The sequence below is a fragment of the Rhodoferax sp. TS-BS-61-7 genome (assembly GCF_002943465.1).
Classification (GTDB): Bacteria; Pseudomonadota; Gammaproteobacteria; order Burkholderiales; family Burkholderiaceae_C; genus Allorhodoferax.
In genome coordinates this window covers 988,694-1,007,312 of record NZ_PTQY01000001.1, presented here as the reverse complement: position 1 = coordinate 1,007,312, position 18,619 = coordinate 988,694, and the positions used below count along the sequence as shown (strand labels likewise).

Below are 18,619 nucleotides of genomic sequence, written 5' to 3'. Positions count from 1 at the left end.
ACCATAATGGTAACTTTTGTCATCGTTTCCGAGTACAGTTTGACTTCGCCCACCTATGGAGGGGGCGAGAAGATTGCGGGTGGGCCGATATATGACCTGAGCCGCGTCAAGTCGATCATTCACGATGGCAAGGGCTTAACGCTGTGGACCAAAGATTGTGTAAGCAACGTCAGAGAGCTTGGATGGGAGAACTCCGATGTCATTGATTTGGTTTTGCAATTGCGCGATGGTGACTACATTGATTCTGAGTGGTGCGAAAACGGTAGGGGCGCCTATGCCGCCTGCGATGCTTATTCGCTGAGAGTCAAAGAGTGGGTCGAAACGGCCAATAGAGAGATGTTGATCGGGTATTTCGTGAAGTTTGCAATTAACAAACTTGGCACGATGGTGTTGACGATTTCTTGTCACACTTGAAATTAGGAAAAAACATGGATAAGCAAGAGCTCTGCCCAATTTGTGGTGAGGGCCACGTGACAGACCACGTGGACCAAGTCGAGAGCGAATACAAAGGGCAAAAAAAATTGTTGCCCTTGCACTATCGGCTGTGCGACGTCTGCCATTCGGATTTTGCTGGTACGAAAGAAAGCAAGCTGAATAAGCGGGGCGTGATGGCTTTTCGCAAGTCTGTAGATGGCTTGCTGACGGGCACCGAAATTTGCGCACTGCGTGATAAATACAAGCTGACACAAAGTCAGGCGGCAAAGCTGTTTGGTGGCGGGCCTGTGGCGTTTAGCAAGTACGAGAACGATGATGTTGCGCAATCCGAGTCAATGGACAAGCTGCTCCGTTTGGTTCGTCGCAGTGAGAGCGCGTTTTGGGAGCTGGTTGAAGAGTGCGGAATGGCAAGTGAGTTCTCGAAAGAGAAAGTCATTGCAACTGCCAGCATTAGTTCGAATGTTGTTTTGATGGAAAACTATCGAGCAGATCAGCAACGCAGCCCCTCGACCGTGACTTTCCGTCCCTATGGGCAAGAAGGGGCCAAACGGTGGAAGTAATCGAGCAACGGCCTAAATTGGTGTCGTTTCGCGCAATTGCTTTTCATGGTGAAAACAGAGCGCCAGCGACGGGCAAAGGCGGGTGGAATTTTCAGCTGACACAGAACATTGAGGTGGGCCTAGCTGTACCTACCCTTCCAGGTGGAATTCTGCAGGCTGTAGTGAAGATTGATCTGAGCACTGTCGCAAATAGCGAAACCGATGCAGCTCATCAAGCATCGTTTCAGGCTGAGTACGAAGCTAAGTTTGATTACCCCGCAGGCGTAACGGACGAAATTGTTGTGCCCAAGTTTGAGCATGAGCAGTACCAATACGTGTTGGTGGCACAGGCTTTTCCATTGGCTATGACGCATTTCAGGCGTGAGTTGCAGTCAATGGGGTTTGATGCACGCGTTCTACCGTTAGGTCTTTGATTTTTGCTCCTCTTTTGAGAGCTGCTTGCGCAATATTCATGGGTGCTAGAGGCTGATTTGTTATAAAAACGTATGACTGACGAAACCCCCACCGGCATCACCCCCTTTGAATGGATAGGTGGCGAAGCCGTGGTCCGCAGCCTGGTGGACCGTTTTTACGACCTGATGGACCTAGAGCCCGGCTATACCGAGTTGCGGGCCGCGCATGGCAGCAGCTTGGACAAGGCGCGGGACCATCTGTTCTGGTTCTTGTGCGGTTGGCTGGGCGGGCCCGATTATTTTGTGGAGCGTTTTGGCCACCCGCGGCTGCGCGCGCGGCACATGCCGTTCAAGATTGGCATTCTGGAGCGCGACCAGTGGTTGGCGTGTATGGACCAGGCGATGGGTGACAGCGCTGTCCCCACCGAATTGCGTGAACGGCTCAAGACCTCGTTCTTCCAGACCGCCGACTGGATGCGCAACGTAGGCACTTAGCCCTGCTGCAAGGACCAAGCCCCATGGAAAACCTTGATGTGATGGTCTTGCGTGCCCTGTGCGGCTGGCGCCAGGCCGGGCGGCGCGCGCTGCTGGCCACGGTGGTGCGCACCTGGGGTTCATCGCCACGGCCCGTGGGGTCCATCATGGCGCTATGTGAGGACGGTGCCGTGGTCGGCTCGGTATCGGGCGGTTGCATTGAGGACGATCTGATTTTTCGCTTTACACGGGCCTACGCGTCTGACGGTGCGGCCTCTGGCGCTGATGCGCAGCAGATCCCCAGCGGCCCGCCGCAGCGCGTGAAGTACGGCATCACCGCCGATGAGGCCCACCGTTTTGGCCTGCCCTGTGGCGGTACGCTGGAGCTGCTGCTGGAGTTTGATCCCGATGCGGCCAGCTTGGCCGATCTGGTGGTCCGGCTGGAGCGGGGCCAGCTGGTGCGCCGCACGGTGCAACTGGCCGATGGCGCGGTGGGCCTGCAGGCCACCACCACGCCGGCGGCACTCAGCCTGTCAGACAGCACACTGACCAACACCTTTGGGCCCGAATACCGCCTGCTCATCATCGGCGCAGGCCAGCTCAGCGAGTACGTCGCCACCATGGCCAAGTTCAGCGGTTTTGCGGTGACCGTGTGCGACCCGCGCGAGGAGTACCGCGGCGCCTGGGCCGTGCCCGGCGTGGTGGTGAACAGCGGCATGCCCGACGAGGTGGTGACTGCCTTTACGCCCGACCGCCGCAGCTGCGTGATCGCGCTGACGCACGATCCCAAGCTGGACGACTTGGCGCTGCTGGAGGCGCTGAAGTCCGACGCTTTCTACATTGGCGCCATTGGCTCGCGCCGCAACAACGCCGCGCGCCACCAACGTATGGTGGAGCACCTGGGCCAGACGCCACAAATGCTGGCACGTTTGCGTGGCCCCATCGGTATTTACATCGGCAGCAAGACGCCGCCCGAGATTGCGGTGAGCGTGATGGCCGAAATACTGGCCGTGAAAAACGGCGTGGCCCTGCCGCGCGATGTGGATGTGTCGCACGCCAAGGGCGGGCTGGAGGGTTAGCTAGCCGCGGTTCAGCGGCTGCAGCAGTACCACTAGCGCCCCCGCGCCACCCTGTGCGGGCTGGGCCTGCACAAAGGCCACCACCTCGCTTTTTTGTACCAGCCACTTGTGCACTTTGTCCTTGAGCACCGGCGCCTTGCCGGGCGAGCCCAGGCCTTTGCCGTGCACCACCCGCACGCAGCGTATGCCCTGTTTGTGCGATTCGCGGATGAAGGCACCTAGCGCCTCGCGCGCCTCGTCGCTGCGGTAGCCGTGCAGGTCAATCTGCTTCTGGATGCTCCACTTGCCCTTGCGCAGCTTCTGCGTCACGTCGGTGCCCACGCCGGGGCGCCTAAAGCTCAGGTTGTCGTCGGTGTCCAGCAGCGTGGTCACGTCCACCTCGTCGCTGATGGCCTCTTGCAGTGCGGCCGCATCGTCCAGCAACTGCTGTTTGGGGATGGGTTGGGGCGGCGCGGGTGCCAGTGCGGCCCGCTGGGGCGGGGCCATGGGTTTGACCTTGCCAATAGCGGCTTGGAACAGGTTGCTGGCGGCGGCCTTGCGTTTGGCGTCCAGCGCCTTTTGCGCGGCCACGGCAGCCTCACGCGCAGCCTGGGCTTCGATTTCTTTTTTGACCAGCTTCAGGTCGGACAGGGCGTTGATCTTCATGGCAGCCCCTTAGAGTAAACCGGCCTCGGCCATGGACAGAGCCTGGCCTGGCCCAACAATGATGTGGTCCAGCACACGCACGTCCACCAGCGCCAGCGCGGCCTTCAGCGTCTGGGTCAGGGCTTCGTCCGCGCGGCTGGGTTGCACGGTGCCGCTAGGGTGGTTGTGCGCCAGCACCACGGCAGCCGCACTGTGGTGCAGCGCGCGAATGACGACTTCGCGCGGGTAGACCGAGGTTTGGGTCAGCGTGCCGCGGAACAGCTCTTCCATGGCCAGCAGTTTGTTTTGCGTGTCCAGAAACAGCACGGCAAAGACTTCATGGCCCTTGGCCGCCAGGTGCAACTGCAGGTAGTGCTTCACAGCCTGCGGGTCGGCAAACACCTCGCGCTCCTGCAGGCGCTGGGCCATGGCGCGACGCGCCAGTTCCAGCACCGCCACAATCTCGGCGCGCTTGGCGGGGCCCAGGCCCTTGACGCGCTTGAGGTCGTCCGCAGTCGCGCTTAAGAGCCCCGCTATGCCTCCAAACCCGCCCTGGCCCCGGTCCGTATTGCGCGGGGTGCTATGGTTTTTGAGTTGCAGCAGCTCGTCCGCCATCTGCAGCACGCCTTTGCCCGCAATGCCGGTGCGCAGCAGGATGGCCAGCAGCTCGGCATCGCTGAGCGCGCCGGGGCCACGCGCCAGCAGCTTTTCGCGCGGGCGGGCATCCAGGGGCAGGTCTTTGAGCGGCATGGCGTGGGGGTGAAGCAGGGGGCGGAATGCCGGGCGGGGCAAGCTTTCTACAATAGAGGGCAGTTTATCGGGACTTTTATGACCACCACGACCCCCCGCGTCCAAGCGGGCTCTTTCCTCACCTTGCACTACCGCCTGGGCGGCCCGGCTGGGGACATCATCAACACCTTCACCGGCAAGCCTGCCACGTTGAGCCTGGGCACGGGGGAATTGTCCCCTGCGGTGGAAGCCTGCCTGATGGACATGGAAGAGGGCGCACGGGCCACATTCGAGCTGCCCGCAGGCGCCGCTTTTGGCGAGCGCAACCCCGACATGCAGCAGTGGCTGGCGCGCAAAGTGCTGCGCGACATGGGCGACCCGCACGAGACCTATAACGTGGGTGATGTGGTGCAGTTCCCCACGCCCGATGGCCAAGGCCAGTTTGCCGGTGTGGTGCTGCAGCTGCGGGACAACGATGCCGTGCTGTTCGATTTCAACCACCCATTGGCCGGCCAGCCCGTGACGTTTGAAGTGCAACTGATCGGGGTTCTATGAGCAGCGCCGTGAACATCACGCTGCCGCAGGAAATCATCCTTGCCGAGCCGCGTGGGTTTTGTGCGGGTGTGGACCGCGCCATCGAGATCGTGGACCGGGCGCTGCAAAAATTTGGCCGTCCCATCTATGTGCGCCACGAGATCGTGCACAACACCTATGTGGTGAACGACCTCAAGGCACGCGGTGCCATTTTCATCGAAGAGCTGGACGACGTGCCTCCCGGCGCCACGCTGGTGTTCTCGGCCCACGGCGTGAGCCAGGCTATCCAGAAAGAGGCAGAACGCCGCGGCTTTCAGATCTTTGATGCCACCTGTCCGCTGGTGACCAAAGTGCACGTGGAAGTAGCCAAGCTGCACAAAGAGGGTTATGAATTCATCATGATCGGCCACAAGGGCCACCCCGAGGTGGAAGGCACCATGGGCCAGCTGGAGAGCGGTATCCACCTGGTGGAAGACGTGGCCGACGTGGCCAAGGTGCAGCCCAGCCAGACCACCAAGCTGGCCGTGGTGACGCAGACTACGCTGAGCGTGGACGATGCGGCCGACATCACCGCCGCGGTGGTCGCCCGTTTCCCGCTGATCAAAAAGCCCAAGATGCAGGACATTTGCTACGCCACCCAGAACCGCCAGGACGCGGTCAAGGTGATGAGCCCGCAGGTGGACATCGTGATCGTGGTGGGCAGCCCCACCAGCTCCAACAGCAACCGCCTGCGCGAAGTGGCCAAAAAGCTGGGTACCGAGAGTTATATGGTGGACAACGCCGAAGAACTGCAGGCTGAATGGTTTGAAGGCCGATCCCGCGTGGGCTTGACCGCCGGCGCCAGCGCCCCCGAGATTCTGGTGAAAGCCGTCATCGACCGCATCAAGGCGCTGGGCGCCGTGTCGGTGCGCAAGATGGACGGGATCGAGGAGACCGTGAAGTTCCCGCTGCCCAAGGGGCTGAAACTGGACACCTGAGGGCTCGCAAGGGCGCTATAAAAATAGTAGCTGCTTGCGCAATAAAATAGAGGGCTAGAGCCCGATTTGAATCTGATTTGACTTAAGAGTACGAGAACGCCATGTTAGACATCACCCTGCTGCGCAAAGACCTAGATTCGGTGGTTGCCCGCTTGCAAACCCGCAAGAACCCGCAAGCCTTTCTGAACGTGGACGCCTTCAAGGCGCTGGAAGCCGAGCGCAAGACCATCCAGATGCGCACCGAAGAAATGCAGGCCAAGCGCAACACGGTCAGCAAGCAGATCGGCATGCTCAAGGGCAAGGGCCAGCACGCCGAGGCCGATGCGGCCATGGCCGAAGTAGCGGGCCTGAAGGCCGAGCTGGAAACCTCCGCCACGCGCCTGGACGCTATCCAGGTCGAGATGCAAACCATGCTGGAAGCCGTGCCCAATCTGCCGCACGAGAGCGTGCCCGTGGGCGAAGACGAACACGGCAACGTAGTGGTGCGCTCTTGGGGCACGCCCAAGACGTATGACTTCGAGATCAAGGACCATGTGGACTTGGGCGCACCCCTGGGCCTGGACTTTGAAATGGGCGTGAAGCTCACCGGTTCACGCTTCACCGTCATGAAGGGGCCGATTGCCCGCCTGCACCGCGCGCTCGCCCAGTTCATGCTGGACGTGCAGACCGAAGAACACGGCTACACCGAGTGTTACACGCCCTACATCGTCAACGGCGACAGCCTGCGCGGTACCGGCCAGCTGCCCAAGTTTGAAGAAGACCTGTTCGCTGCCAAAAAGGGCGGCCAGGATGGCGAAGCCCAGCCAGACCACACTGCGCTGTACCTGATCCCCACCAGCGAAGTACCGCTGACCAACTTTGTGCGCGACGTGGTATCCGCCGAAAGCGATCTGCCCATCAAGCTGACCGCCCACACGCCGTGCTTCCGCTCCGAGGCCGGTAGCGCCGGGCGCGACACACGTGGCCTGATCCGCCAGCACCAGTTCGACAAGGTGGAGATGGTGCAGATCGTGCACCCCGAGAAGAGCTACGAAGCGCTGGAAGCGATGGTCACCCACGCCGAAGCTATTCTGCAAAAACTGGGCCTGCCCTACCGCGTGATGAGCCTGTGCACGGGCGACATGGGCTTTGGCGCCAGCAAGACCTATGACCTGGAAGTGTGGCTGCCCGCGCAAAACACCTTCCGCGAAATCAGTTCGGTCTCCAACTGCGAAGCCTTCCAGGCCCGCCGCCTGCAGGCCCGCTTCAAGAACGCCCAGGGCAAGAACGAACTGGTCCACACCCTGAACGGCTCCGGCCTGGCCGTAGGCCGCGCCCTCGTGGCCGTGCTGGAGAACAACCAGAACGCCGACGGCAGCATTACCGTGCCGGAAGTGCTACGACCCTACCTGGGCGGCAAAGAGGTGCTGAAGGCCTGATAGAATCACGCCTTCGTTTCGACCGACACGAATCAGGAGAAGTGGCAGAGTGGTCGAATGTACCTGACTCGAAATCAGGCGTGTCGCAAGGCACCGAGGGTTCGAATCCCTCCTTCTCCGCCAGAAAGTTAAAAAAGCCCATGTAAATCATGGGCTTTTTTTTGTCTTAATGTTTTGACTATCAAATCAACTATCGAATGTGAATGCTCTTCACATGTTGTCACTTTCGGTTGCTTTGAGACCCAGCGGCCCCTTTTACTTTCAATCGCGCAGGATTGGTGGCAGGGTCTGCCGCGACCGATACTTTAGCCAAATGAAGTTTTGCATCCTCGCGATTCTGCTGTTCAAGAGTCACCAAGACCATCCCAGCGTCAATTGCAAACTTCGCCGCTGGGGCGAGCTTTTTGAGCTTCCCAATGATCCATGCGCGCGAGGTTGGGTGAAAAAAAGCAAATAGAACCCCTGCAAGCACCGCCACCTTCAGCTCTGGCCGTACGTTCTCCAAGCTTCCCTTTAATCGGCCAGCGAGTCGTAAGAGGCTTGCCAAGGTAATGGTGCCTAGATAGATCCCAGAAACTCGGATAGTTACTGAGATTGCTGCTGCTCTAGCGTAGCGTCTAGCGTCAAACACAAAGTCAAAAGTGAGTCGATTACCCCCCATGCGTTCTATGTGCCGATCTTTGCTGAGGATGCCGACGGCGTTTATCACTTTTTCCAACTGAATATAGGGAAAATCCTTTGGATCTGCTTTTTCAGCAGGTAGCTCAGCTGGGTATGTAAACCTCTCGTCCCATTTGAGAATGAGTTGGTACTTTCGCCAAGCAGCCCACAAGTCGTCCTCAGCAATGCTCACGTTTTGTGAGACTTGATTGAATGCAGACGGCAACTCGTTTTCTAACCATCGGGGCGCAAATATCTCCAGGACAGAGGAATGCGCTAGTTCCTCCAATGCAGTATTTCCACGTTCGGGGTATTTGACCTTCAGCAGGAGATCGCTGATGACCATATTTACATCAATAACGACACGGAACTGGGCGAACTGTCCAATGGACTTCAGCAACTCAGGATGTCGGCCAACAAGGTCTCGAAGATGCCGAATAAAGCCCGTGTCAATATGAGGTTCAGATGACATGCCACCAAGCGAGATTATTGAGTAACTGGATAATTCTCTCAGGTAGTCGTGGCAGCGGCTGCACGCTCTTGTGCCTGTATGATCTCCGAAGGCACTGCCATGCGAAGGCTCTCGCGAAGCTGCTCCGCGTGAGGCCTGTGTTTGGTCCCATTGAAATAGTCTGCAATAGCCATGCGTCACTCCCTGCATTGTTGTTGTGACTAAATGTTACACGGCGATCGAGGGTTTAAGTTATTTTGGTGTTTGGACTTTGGGTAGGTGCTGCATCCCATGAAGTATCCATGCGGTCCTTTGCGCCTGGTCCGGAAGACGTGCAATTCAATGGAATTTCTTAATCTGCCAGCCACACTGGATGAAGTACGTTCGACTAAACCAAGCAGAAGGCTTGGCACTGTAAAGTCACACTGAAGTGAAGGGGTGAGCCAAGGGCCAAAACACCTTCACCGTAACCAGCAACGATATTCGCCATGGTCTGAACCAGAGGGAAAAATTCGCTCCGGCCGTATTGATGGTTGACGGAGACCGTCCGGATTCCTTGCACGAAGTCCCATTGCCCTTCGCCAAGGAACCAGTCATGCGTAAGCCGGCATGAACCTCGATTTAGCCCTCCAGCTGGCAAGTGCCACGGCCCCTGCCGCGTATTGCGGATAATGACTGTTTCATCCAGACCGCTTACTAGGGTCACCCCATGCGTCTAGAGCAACTTTATATTCAGAATTACCGCTGTTTCGGCGACCTCACCATTGAGCTGCACCCAGAGCTCACGGTGTTGATCGCCCCTAACGGCGCAGGTAAAACAACCCTCTTGGATGCTGCACGCGTGGCGATCTGGCCATTCGTCAAAGGATTTGACCTGGGCAGCCAGACAGGCAAGGCTGCCAACATCCACCCACTGGATGTTCGTCTTCTGAAGCAAGAAGATGGGAATATGGAGCCCCAGCTGCCCTGCATAGTCACCGCCAAGGGCAATTGGGAACAGGGACATGCAATCGAGAGCTGGACCCAGACCCGCGAACGCGTCAAGGCTGGCACAAACACCCTTGCAGACGCCAAAACCAGGAAAATTACAGCCTACGCGGAGCAACTCCAGAAGGCCGTTCGTGATGGCCAGGCCATTGTGACGCTACCGCTGATTTCTTACCTTGGCACTTCTCGGCTGTGGTTTGAGGGCCGATTTACTTCGGTGGCCGAAGACACGACGCTTGACAACAATGAATACTCTCGGACCTCGGGCTACTTGAACTGCCTGTCTTATTCATCGAGCTTCAAGGCTTTCACTGCCTGGTACGGCTGGCTTTATCGCAGCTACCTGGAAAGTCAAATCAGTGCGCTTGAAAAGCAATCCCCTCTGGATAAAACAGGCCAAAGATTTGCGAACGCCGTCGACGTCATCAAGCAAGCCATTGATGCACTGGTGAAAGAAGCTACCGGCTGGCACACCCTGGAATTTAGCCAGCGACACAATCAGCAATTGGTGATGCACCACGACGAACATGGTGCGATGCCTGTAGACATGCTCAGCGATGGCCTGCGAAACACCATCGCAATGGTCGCTACCTTGGCATTTCGCATCGCCAAACTTAACCCGCACCTGGGTGCTAAAGCTGCTTTGGAAACCCCTGGCGTTGCTCTGATCGACGAAGTGGACATGTTTCTGCATCCTTCGTGGCAGCAAACGATTTTGAAGTCACTACGCACTGCTTTTCCCAAAGTCCAGTTCATCGTTTCGACGCATAGCCCACAGGTGCTAACCACTGTGGCATCCGAATCGATTCGCATCCTAAGTGATGGCAACGTGTATGGAGCGCCTGCAGGTACTGAGGGTGCAGAGCCAGGACGGCTACTGACCTCCGCCCTCGGTCTTAAAAGTGAGCGCCCGCCGAATAACATAGCAACTCAAGAGCTTTTGGCCTACCTAGCACTAGTGGACCAAGACAAATGGAACAGTCCTGAGGCTTTGGCGTTGCGCAAAACTTTGGACGCTCGATACCAAGGCAATGAGCCCGCGCTTCTGGAGGCCGACCTGCTCATCGAAAACCGTAAATGGGAGCTGGGTGAGTGAAGCGTGTATTGAAAGGTGATGAGCCTGCCTCTCTGAGGGCCTACAGGCAGGCTCAGCCACAAGCCTCTTGGGACGAACTCAAAAACGATGCACAACACGGGGGCAAGCAGGCCTACACAGACATCAGAGACCAGACGCACACGGATTCAAAGGGCCTGTGCGCTTACTGTGAAATTGATATTAAAGACAACGACCCGCTGAAATCTCGCATCGAACACTTCCACCCAAAGTCCGACAAGAGCACTGCCATCAACTGGGCCTTGGCGTGGGGAAACATGTTCGCGGTGTGCGCGGGCGGTTCCTACAGGCATGGCGCTGCTCCACACACGATGGAGCCGTTGACCGAGAATCTAAGCTGCGATGCGCACAAGGATCGATTGATTCAGCAAAAAATTCTGGCTGAAGCATGCGAAGGTTGGATCCTGAACCCATTGCAATTGCAAGCTTGGCACAGCTTGTTCGAGATCAACAAGCTCACAGGCGAGCTGCGTGCAAGTGACGCCAACTGTGCGGCTGCAGCGCCTTGGCCCAACATTCAACACGCAGATACAAAAGCCTTGGTTGAGCACACCATTGTCAGCTTGAACCTGAATTGCACTCGGCTGTGCCAGGCCCGGCTCGCGGTGGTACACGACGTTGAGCGCAACAAGAAAAAGCAGCGCTTGGCAGGTTGCACACCAGAACAAGGCCTTGCCAACTTGGCGGTGCGTTATTTGAACAAGCCATGGCCTAGATTCTTCACGACAGTCTGCATGTGCTTGGGATCAGCATCGGACGACTACCTACAACAAATCCAATACCAAGGCTGACCTCGATCTCACAACATCAGCTCACTGATGTGACAGAAGCCGGTCAAATACCTAGCTATATCGACGCCACATGGTATTTTGCCGATCCGATATTTTCATGCCGCCAGATGAATCGAGTTCATCTTATGGATTGCACTGGCGCGGAGGAGCAGTTTTAAGATAAGCCTTTGTCGGGAGTAGACGCTCTTTAGCGCTAGCTCAAAGGCATCGGTCTTACTATTGATGCATCATGCTAGGGTGGCGACTGCGTGACATGTTTTTGCTCGTTCTCGTGAGTGGCTGCCGATTCTCAAAGAACACGTTAACGGGAGGAATTTTTTGTGGTTGATTTCACCAAAAAGCTAGCAAATAAGAAGGTCTCGAAGGTATCGGACCCAATTGAACTCTACAAAGGGCTTGACCGAGCGAGCGACAAAGGTCCTCTACGTCCGTCTCAGGATGCGATTCTGAAAGAATGGAACGTGACAGGGCGCGGTCAGCGCGACATCATCGTCAAACTGCACACCGGGCAAGGTAAGACATTGGTTGGTCTTCTTATGCTGCAGGCCCGCCTGAATGAAGGAAAAGGTCCGGCTATATATCTGTGCCCGAATAATTACCTTATCGAACAGACGTGTGAGCAAGCGCGTCAGTTCGGTATCGCTACGTGTCAAACAGAACCAGATCTGCCTGAGGCTTTCCTCACAAGCGAGCAAATTCTTGTGACATCGGTGCAAAAGCTCTTTAACGGCTTGACGAAGTTCGGTCTAGAACGCAACTCAGTTGCTGTCGGGACGCTGCTAATGGACGATGCACACGCGTGTGCAGATACTATCCGCGAGCAGTGCAAGATCCGTATCGACACCAGCGACGCTGCCTATCAGGCGCTTCGAACGCTGTTTGCTGCCGAGCTCGAACAACAAGGCGTCGGCACCTACGCAGACATTTGCAATGGGAAACATGATGCGCTTCTGCCGGTTCCCTATTGGGTTTGGCGCGATCGCGAGTCCGACGTAGCAGCGATCCTGTCAGCAGCATCTGATCGGAAGAGCGTCAAGTTCGCATGGCCGCTCTTGCGCAACATGCTCGCCCATTGCCAGTGCATAGTCTCCGGAACCTCGATCGAAATTGAGCCGCAGATTGCACCGCTTCAGTCATTCGGAAGCTACTGGAAGGCGGAACATCGGATATTCATGTCAGCAACTGTGACCGACGATGCATTCTTGATCAAGGGGCTTCGGCTGCTGCCGTCGACGATCGTCGCGCCGCTTCTCTACTCCCATGAGAGTTGGTCTGGCGAGAAGATGGTGCTGCTGCCTTCCGTGATCAATCCGTTACTGAGCCGTGAAGCGATCGTCGCTCAATTCGCCCCCAAGGATGCGCGACGCCGGTACGGCGTTGTCAGCCTCGCCACCTCTTTCAAAAACACCGCGGATTGGGAAGCCTACGGTGCCAAAATTGCAACAACGGAAACGGTTTGGACGGATATCGATGGACTACGTAAAGGTAGCTACGAGCGGACGATGGTACTGGTCAATCGCTACGACGGCATTGATCTGCCTGACGATGCATGTCGAATCTTGGTGGTGGACGGAAAGCCGTACTCAGAGAGCCTGATTGACCTGTACCAAGAGGAATGTCGTCCTGCGAGTGACACTACTCTTATGCGTATGGTGCGAACAATTGAGCAAGGCATGGGACGAAGTGTTCGAGGTGAGAAGGACTATTCCGTGATTCTTGGAATAGGTCCAGATCTCACCCGAGCACTTCGAGACCAGCATTCGCGAAGCTACCTGTCGTCCCAAATGGCCACGCAAATCGAAATCGGTCTTGAGGTTGCTGGTTACGCAAAAGACGATATTGCCTCTGGAGTCGACGTTGAGACAGCTTTCTTCGGACTTATCCGTCAATGCTTAGGGCGTGACGAGGGCTGGAAGGCTTTCTATTCAGAGCACATGGAGAAAGTTGAAGCGCGGGGTGCCAATGAACGGTTGCTCGACATCTATGCAGCTGAACTCGAAGCCGAAGAGCTTTTCATGGCCGGAGACTATGGTGGTGCTGTACGGCGCATTCAGAAGTTGATGGACGCTCACAAGTTCGATGCGTCGGACCGTGGATGGTACCTTCAGATCATGGCACGATATAGCTATCCGCTTGATCGGACCGAGTTCAATCGCCTACAGTTGGCGGCTCATGGAGCCAATCGCATGGTGATGAAGCCACCGCAGGGCTTGAAGGTCACGAAGTTGTCTCTCATCAGCCAGGGGCGCGTGGAGCGCATTGCGCAATGGATCCGAGACCACAACGATTACGCCCAACTAGACGTCGCGTTGGCGGACATCCTCGGGCGTCTTGTTTTTGGTGTCAAGGCTGACAAGTTTGAACAAGCGCTTGATGAGCTCAGCCGCGCGCTTGGGTTTGCTGGCGAGCGACCTGACAAGGAGTGGAAGGAAGGTCCAGACAATCTCTGGGCGCTAGATGATGCCAACTACATCGTGTGGGAGTGCAAGGACGAGGTCGACTTAGGCAGGACCGAGATCAATAAAACGGAGGCCGAGCAGATGAATCGATCTGCGGCATGGTTCAAGAAGCACTACGAAGGATGTTCTGCCATCCATATTGAGGTCCACCCCGCGTATCAGGTACAAAGTGCTGCCAACTTCTTGGTGGACGTCAAGGTGATGCGTGAGAAAGAATTGAAGTCCTTCGTGAAGGCCGTGAAGACTTTTTTCCAATCCTTTCAGCGTCTCAACTTCAAAGATTTATCTCTGCCGCACATCCAAAACCTCCTCGTCGAGAATGCATTGGACGTGGACAATCTGCTTGCTGGCGGCTTTACTAAGAAGACCGTTGATCGGAAATGACCCATCGTGGCCAAGTGTTCTTTTAGGCCGGAGAAGCTTCTTGAGTTACCGCCGGGAAGTTTTTCCAATCAACATCCGTCGAATGTTCTGAGACAGTGTCTACAGGTGCTGAGACTATGCGCGAATGACTCTGACCAGCCCGATTCAGAGATGAAGATGAAAGGCTGGGGTCGGATAGTGAGCAGGGTTGCACGATAGCAACGCCTTTGCACCGATCAAACTGCGATACGGGCTGCAACGAATTGGCAGCGGTTCTTAGTGCGTCTGCTTGTCTGCACGTTGCTATTCTGCCCACTCCGGTAAGCAATGTCTGAGCGTCCGTTACCAGGCCAGGAATTAGAGTTGCCATAAGTCCGCTTTAGGTAGGTTTGAGCTGTTTTCCCCTTCCTAAAAAAACTCAGTCACACATACTTCCCCTGACCTCCAGCAGGGAATAACCACCACCAGGCCCTAAGCCTAGCCATCTCTGCCATTCAGCCCTATCCAGGTGCCTGAAACCCAGCTTCACGTTCTGTGGAGCTGACCTACCACCTTTCCCCGCTGTAGTCACACCAGACCGCTCAACACCTCGTTGAGCGGCTCTGGGCTTTGTGCCGCACTTTTCCATGCCTGTCTCTTTTGGGATGGCAGGGAGACATGCGTCTGTCATTCCCTCTTTTCACGAAAGCATCCCCATGAGTATTCATTGCCCTCAATGTGGTTCCACCCGAATCACCACCCGAGATGTCGGTAAAAAAGTCGGTGGCGCCACTGGTGTCATTGCAGGCGGCGTCACCGGCTGGACCAGTGCCGTTACAGGTGCACGTGTAGGTATGACCGTCGGTTTGATGGGTGGCCCTGCAGTCATTGCCTTGGGCTGCGTGGCCGGCGCTTTGGTGGGCGGCCTGGTTGGCGCTGCTACTGGCGGTGTCGCTGGCGCCAAGATCGGCTCGGTACTGGACCAGCGTGTGTTGGACAACTTGGAGTGTGTGGTTTGCGAGCACGTCTTCAGCGCTCCCGAATAAACCACCAATTACCCAGCCTCAGCGCGTTCCCGCAATAGCAGTCCATTGATCGGTCTGCATCTTCGTTTCCCTGGCTTCACGCACGAAGTCATTCCCCATTCCCCCTCATTCACAAGGAGCCCCACATGGCACACCAAGTTCAAACCATGGCCTACGTTGGCGCAACACCCTGGCACAGCCTAGGCAACGCACTCCCACCCAAGCAATCCATCGACGTCTGGGCCAAAGAAGCCGGCATGGACTGGCAGATCTGCTCCAGCCCCGTTCGCTACATGACTGAACAAGCGGGCAGCCTGGGCAGCATCATGTCCTTCGATGACCAAAAGGTGCTCTACCGCAGCGATACCAAAGCCCCGCTGTCCGTAGTTTCTGACCGTTACCAGGTGGTGCAGCCCCGCGAAGTCCTGGAGTTCTACCGTGACCTCACCGAAATCTCCGGCTTCGAGCTCGAAACAGCAGGTGTTTTGAAGGCAGGCAAGAAGTTCTGGGCTTTGGCCAAGACCGGTAAAGAAAGCACCCTCAAAGGCAAGGACAAGGTCAACGGCTACATCCTCCTAGCCACCAGCTGCGATGGCACCTTGGCCACCACTGCAACCCTGACCTCCATCCGAGTCGTCTGCAACAACACCCTGACGGTCGCCCTCAACGGTGCCGCCAGTGCCGTCAAAGTCCCCCACAGCACCAGCTTCGACGGACAGGCCGTCAAGAAGCAACTGGGAATCGCCGTATCGCACTGGGATGGCTTCATGTACCGCATGAAGACCCTCTCCGAGCGGAAAGTGAAGTCCCACGAGTCCTTGAACTACTTCCTCAATGTCCTGTGCCATACCGACCAGCCCGCCAACACCAAAGGCGGCTTGGTCAATGAACGGGCATTGAAGCGGGTGCAGGAGCTCTATGACGGAGCAGGCAAGGGCGCGACTCTGGACTCTGCTACTGGCACTGCTTGGGGACTGCTCAATGCGGTCACCGAGTACGTGGACCACGAACGCCGCGCACGCAGCGCGGACTACCGCCTAGACTCCGCCTGGTTTGGCCAAGGTGCTGCCCTCAAAGCACGCGCTCTGGACCACGCCATGCAGCTGGTGGCCTGACCGTCGCTCAAAAACAATTCACTCCCACAACCGAAAGGAAACCCATGTCCAAAGCCTTAGCCCTGGACCGGGAGGCCCGGCCACGCCCAGCCCTCAAGCTGGTGAAGACCAACGACCTCAGCCGCGAAGACTGGCTCTCGGTTCGCCGAAACGGGATCGGAAGTTCTGATGCCGCTGCTGCCGTTGGCCTGAACCCCTACAAATCCCAGCTCGCACTCTGGATGGAGAAAACCGGTCGTGATGACCTCTTTGCCCCCATCGACGTCAACGATGAGTCAACCCCGGTCTACTGGGGCTCTCTGCTGGAACCCATTGTTGCTGCGTCCTATGCAAAGCGCACTGGCAACCGTGTCCGCAAGGTCAACGCGGTCCTGCAGCACCCAGACCATCCTTTTTTGCTGGCCAACCTGGACCGAGAAATCATCGGGGTTCCCGAAGTCCAGATCTTGGAATGCAAAACAGCTGGTGTCCAAGGGGCCCGTCTCTGGAAAGAAGGCGTCCCCGAATACGTGCAGCTGCAGGTACAACACCAGCTAGCGGTCACCGGCAAACGGGCAGCCGACGTCGCTGTCCTGATCGGCGGCCAGGAACTGCAGATCCACCGCATCAAGCGGGACGACCTGTTGATAGAACGCCTGATCCAGCTGGAAGAAGTGTTCTGGGGCTATGTCCAGTCGGATGTAGCACCACCGGTTGATGGATCTGACTCTGCGGACCAAGCGCTTCGGCGTCTGTACCCCAACGATGTCGGATCAACCGTGGACTTCAGCCAGGACCTAGAGATGTCAGCTGCCTTCTCTGACCTAGTAGCCGTTCGACAGACCTTGGATACCCAGACCAAGCTGGAAGCGCTGCTCAAACAGCGGATCCAGCAACAGATGGGGGATGCCTCCAAGGCCGTGTTTGAAACTGGTGATGTCACCTGGCGACGCAGCAAGGACGGGGTGGACATCGACCTCCCCAAGATCCTGGCTGACCACCCGGACTACCAAGAGACCTACGCCATCCCCAGACCCGGCAGCAGACGGTTTCTGGTCAACGTGGCTAAGGACTGATGGAGCGATCCAGACAACCCAGCCCGACAGCGAACTTTTTACTTCAACCCAACAAGCCCCACCCCGGATGGACCGGAGTGGGGCTTATTTTTTTGCTCACCTACAAGGACGAAACGATCATGCTCAAAGGATTGGCCATTACACCCCCCATCGTGGGACGTATCTCCATCGGCAAAGTTGTGGAGAAAGGCGGACGTCGACTCCCTGAAAAAGACGACGAATTCACCATCACCACCCAGGTCCAGACCAAAGACGGCTGGATGCTGCACCCCCTCAACCTTAGCCTGCGCAAAGAGGGTGACGCCAACAACAAACTGCGCTCCATTCCGGTGCGCGTCATGTTCAATGACCCAGACCTGAACCTGCGGGCCAGCTACCACTACTTTGATCGCCAGAGTGGACGACCGCTGTGTGTAGGTAATGGAGACAGCTGCAAGCGTTCAACCGTGGACGGTATTCAGGAACTGCCATGCCCAGGACCGGATGGCTGTCAGATGGGGCAGGGTGGAAACTGCAAGCCCTATGGACGTTTGAACGTGCTCATTGGGGATGAGGATGAGCTGGGTTCGTTCATCTTCCGTACGACGGGGCACAACTCCATCCGCACCTTGGCTGCAAGGCTGAAGTACTTCCATGCCATCTCCGGTGGAAGGTTGGCAACGCTCCCCATGGAGCTCAAGCTGCGGGGGAAGTCCACTGCGCAAAGCCATCGCGCGCCAATCTACTACGTGGATTTGACTATCCGGGTGGGGATGGGCATGGCTGAGGCAGTGACAGAGGCTAGGCGGTTGGACGAAGCTCGCCAGGCTGCCGGGATAGACCAATCAGGCTTAGATGAGGCAGCGCGCCTGGGCTTTGCGGCTGGGGCGTTTGAAGAATCTGCCGAGGAGGGTGGGGCGGTGTTGGAGGAGTTCTATCCACCGGCGGACACAGTGGGGGTGGACGGGGGAGAACCGGCAGAAGGAGCGCAAGGTACGGTGCTGCGGTCTGGTCAGGACACTTTGAGCCAGAAGTTGGATCGCAAGGTCTTCAACAGTGTCGCTACACGTCCAGCGAAGTCGCTTTCTAGGCCTTCGTGACAGCGCGTTCCTCTGGCTGGAGCATGCGCCAGAGATCCTGGCCTACGGCTTCAGCCAGTTTTTCCATATTGTCGACGGAGATGTTCCGCTCCCCACGCTCAACCTGGCCGATGTAGGTTCGGTGCAGATCGGCTTGGTCTGCCAGCTCTTCTTGAGACACGGCCATCTCCACCCGCGCGGCGCGAAGTCGCAGGCCAAACAAGGCTTTGGCGGGTAGTGTTTTGGGAATGGGGGGCTTGGTTGCTGGCACCCCCTGAGCGTCATATTTAGATGATTTTAGGTCTACAGAATCTAAGTATCATTCATGCTAAAGTGAGTT

General features: G+C 57.0%; 19 protein-coding genes and 1 tRNA gene. 16 read left to right on the top strand and 4 right to left on the bottom strand.

All coding sequences use genetic code 11. From position 1 onward, the window contains the following. The first annotated feature begins 6 nt into the window (after positions 1-6). From C5F53_RS04760 to C5F53_RS04740, 5 genes are all read left to right on the top strand, one after another. Positions 7-414: a type II toxin-antitoxin system MqsR family toxin gene (locus C5F53_RS04760; RefSeq protein ID WP_105260136.1), complete on the top strand. Its 408-nt coding sequence runs from the start codon at positions 7-9 to the stop codon at positions 412-414. 14 nt (positions 415-428) lie between these two features. After that, positions 429-995: a type II toxin-antitoxin system MqsA family antitoxin gene (locus C5F53_RS04755; RefSeq protein WP_105260135.1), complete on the top strand. Its 567-nt coding sequence runs from the start codon at positions 429-431 to the stop codon at positions 993-995. Next, entirely contained in the window at positions 986-1,408 is a 423-nt protein-coding gene (locus C5F53_RS04750) for a hypothetical protein (protein ID WP_105260134.1), read from the top strand. Before C5F53_RS04755 ends, C5F53_RS04750 begins: the two co-directional genes overlap by 10 nt. Before the next feature lie 72 nt (positions 1,409-1,480). Beyond that, positions 1,481-1,882, top strand: a complete 402-nt coding sequence (locus C5F53_RS04745) for a group II truncated hemoglobin (RefSeq protein ID WP_105260133.1) — start codon at positions 1,481-1,483, stop codon at positions 1,880-1,882. Positions 1,883-1,905: 23 nt separating this feature from the next. Then, complete coding sequence (locus tag C5F53_RS04740; protein WP_105260132.1) at positions 1,906-2,940, top strand: XdhC family protein; 1,035 nt, start codon at positions 1,906-1,908, stop codon at positions 2,938-2,940. Here C5F53_RS04740 and C5F53_RS04735 read toward each other — a convergent pair whose 3' ends face one another. Further along, positions 2,941-3,585 carry a Smr/MutS family protein gene (locus C5F53_RS04735; RefSeq protein ID WP_105260131.1) on the bottom strand — a complete coding sequence of 215 codons (645 nt, stop codon included), beginning with the start codon at positions 3,583-3,585 and terminating at the stop codon, positions 2,941-2,943. It lies immediately after the preceding gene. A gap of 9 nt (positions 3,586-3,594) precedes the next feature. Further along, on the bottom strand, positions 3,595-4,314 hold the full coding sequence (radC, locus tag C5F53_RS04730) for a DNA repair protein RadC (protein WP_105260130.1): 720 nt from the start codon (positions 4,312-4,314) through the stop codon (positions 3,595-3,597). 78 nt (positions 4,315-4,392) lie between these two features. On the opposite strand from radC, the gene C5F53_RS04725 reads away from it, so the two are divergent. The 4 genes from C5F53_RS04725 to C5F53_RS04710 all read left to right on the top strand — a co-directional run bounded on the left by C5F53_RS04725 (position 4,393) and on the right by C5F53_RS04710 (position 7,345). Further along, positions 4,393-4,848, top strand: coding sequence for a peptidylprolyl isomerase (locus tag C5F53_RS04725; RefSeq protein ID WP_105260129.1), 456 nt, complete (start codon positions 4,393-4,395; stop codon positions 4,846-4,848). Next, positions 4,845-5,804 carry a 4-hydroxy-3-methylbut-2-enyl diphosphate reductase gene (gene ispH / locus C5F53_RS04720; RefSeq protein ID WP_201740787.1) on the top strand — a complete coding sequence of 320 codons (960 nt, stop codon included), beginning with the start codon at positions 4,845-4,847 and terminating at the stop codon, positions 5,802-5,804. The genes C5F53_RS04725 and ispH overlap by 4 nt, the downstream gene beginning before the upstream one ends. Before the next feature lie 101 nt (positions 5,805-5,905). Further along, a complete protein-coding gene (gene serS / locus C5F53_RS04715) occupies positions 5,906-7,222 on the top strand; it encodes a serine--tRNA ligase (RefSeq protein WP_105260128.1) in 1,317 nt (438 codons plus the stop codon). A gap of 35 nt (positions 7,223-7,257) precedes the next feature. After that, positions 7,258-7,345, top strand: a tRNA-Ser gene (locus C5F53_RS04710). Positions 7,346-7,442: 97 nt separating this feature from the next. Here the strand turns inward: C5F53_RS04710 and C5F53_RS04705 are convergent. Next, positions 7,443-8,354: a hypothetical protein gene (locus C5F53_RS04705; RefSeq protein WP_146097296.1), complete on the bottom strand. Its 912-nt coding sequence runs from the start codon at positions 8,352-8,354 to the stop codon at positions 7,443-7,445. Positions 8,355-9,042: 688 nt separating this feature from the next. On the opposite strand from C5F53_RS04705, the gene C5F53_RS04700 reads away from it, so the two are divergent. From C5F53_RS04700 to C5F53_RS04670, 7 genes are all read left to right on the top strand, one after another. After that, on the top strand, positions 9,043-10,416 hold the full coding sequence (locus tag C5F53_RS04700; RefSeq protein ID WP_105260126.1) for an AAA family ATPase: 1,374 nt from the start codon (positions 9,043-9,045) through the stop codon (positions 10,414-10,416). After that, positions 10,413-11,225 carry a retron system putative HNH endonuclease gene (locus C5F53_RS04695; protein WP_105260125.1) on the top strand — a complete coding sequence of 271 codons (813 nt, stop codon included), beginning with the start codon at positions 10,413-10,415 and terminating at the stop codon, positions 11,223-11,225. The genes C5F53_RS04700 and C5F53_RS04695 overlap by 4 nt, the downstream gene beginning before the upstream one ends. A gap of 320 nt (positions 11,226-11,545) precedes the next feature. Beyond that, on the top strand, positions 11,546-14,068 hold the full coding sequence (locus tag C5F53_RS04690; RefSeq protein WP_105260124.1) for a DEAD/DEAH box helicase: 2,523 nt from the start codon (positions 11,546-11,548) through the stop codon (positions 14,066-14,068). Between the two features lie 674 nt (positions 14,069-14,742). After that, complete coding sequence (locus C5F53_RS04685; protein ID WP_105260123.1) at positions 14,743-15,072, top strand: hypothetical protein; 330 nt, start codon at positions 14,743-14,745, stop codon at positions 15,070-15,072. A 125-nt stretch (positions 15,073-15,197) separates the two neighbouring features. Then, positions 15,198-16,166: a DUF932 domain-containing protein gene (locus C5F53_RS04680; protein ID WP_105260122.1), complete on the top strand. Its 969-nt coding sequence runs from the start codon at positions 15,198-15,200 to the stop codon at positions 16,164-16,166. Between the two features lie 44 nt (positions 16,167-16,210). Then, positions 16,211-17,221, top strand: a complete 1,011-nt coding sequence (locus C5F53_RS04675) for a YqaJ viral recombinase family protein (protein ID WP_105260121.1) — start codon at positions 16,211-16,213, stop codon at positions 17,219-17,221. Between the two features lie 119 nt (positions 17,222-17,340). Then, positions 17,341-18,300, top strand: coding sequence for a hypothetical protein (locus C5F53_RS04670; RefSeq protein ID WP_105260413.1), 960 nt, complete (start codon positions 17,341-17,343; stop codon positions 18,298-18,300). On the opposite strand, the gene C5F53_RS04665 is transcribed toward C5F53_RS04670, so the two are convergent. Then, positions 18,287-18,550, bottom strand: a complete 264-nt coding sequence (locus tag C5F53_RS04665) for a helix-turn-helix domain-containing protein (RefSeq protein ID WP_255413697.1) — start codon at positions 18,548-18,550, stop codon at positions 18,287-18,289. The two genes, C5F53_RS04670 and C5F53_RS04665, sit on opposite strands and share 14 nt — an antisense overlap. Positions 18,551-18,619 lie beyond the last annotated feature (69 nt).

Coding starts and splice junctions, on each gene's coding strand:
- C5F53_RS04760 (WP_105260136.1), top strand. CDS start 7: ATGGTAACTTTTGTCATCGTTTCCGAGTACAGTTTGACTTCGCCCACC.
- C5F53_RS04755 (WP_105260135.1), top strand. CDS start 429: ATGGATAAGCAAGAGCTCTGCCCAATTTGTGGTGAGGGCCACGTGACA.
- serS (WP_105260128.1), top strand. CDS start 5,906: ATGTTAGACATCACCCTGCTGCGCAAAGACCTAGATTCGGTGGTTGCC.
- C5F53_RS04700 (WP_105260126.1), top strand. CDS start 9,043: ATGCGTCTAGAGCAACTTTATATTCAGAATTACCGCTGTTTCGGCGAC.
- C5F53_RS04685 (WP_105260123.1), top strand. CDS start 14,743: ATGAGTATTCATTGCCCTCAATGTGGTTCCACCCGAATCACCACCCGA.
- C5F53_RS04705 (WP_146097296.1), bottom strand. CDS start 8,354: ATGTCATCTGAACCTCATATTGACACGGGCTTTATTCGGCATCTTCGA.
- C5F53_RS04670 (WP_105260413.1), top strand. CDS start 17,341: ATGCTCAAAGGATTGGCCATTACACCCCCCATCGTGGGACGTATCTCC.
- C5F53_RS04675 (WP_105260121.1), top strand. CDS start 16,211: ATGTCCAAAGCCTTAGCCCTGGACCGGGAGGCCCGGCCACGCCCAGCC.
- C5F53_RS04725 (WP_105260129.1), top strand. CDS start 4,393: ATGACCACCACGACCCCCCGCGTCCAAGCGGGCTCTTTCCTCACCTTG.
- C5F53_RS04735 (WP_105260131.1), bottom strand. CDS start 3,585: ATGAAGATCAACGCCCTGTCCGACCTGAAGCTGGTCAAAAAAGAAATC.
- C5F53_RS04740 (WP_105260132.1), top strand. CDS start 1,906: ATGGAAAACCTTGATGTGATGGTCTTGCGTGCCCTGTGCGGCTGGCGC.
- C5F53_RS04745 (WP_105260133.1), top strand. CDS start 1,481: ATGACTGACGAAACCCCCACCGGCATCACCCCCTTTGAATGGATAGGT.
- C5F53_RS04680 (WP_105260122.1), top strand. CDS start 15,198: ATGGCACACCAAGTTCAAACCATGGCCTACGTTGGCGCAACACCCTGG.
- ispH (WP_201740787.1), top strand. CDS start 4,845: ATGAGCAGCGCCGTGAACATCACGCTGCCGCAGGAAATCATCCTTGCC.
- radC (WP_105260130.1), bottom strand. CDS start 4,314: ATGCCGCTCAAAGACCTGCCCCTGGATGCCCGCCCGCGCGAAAAGCTG.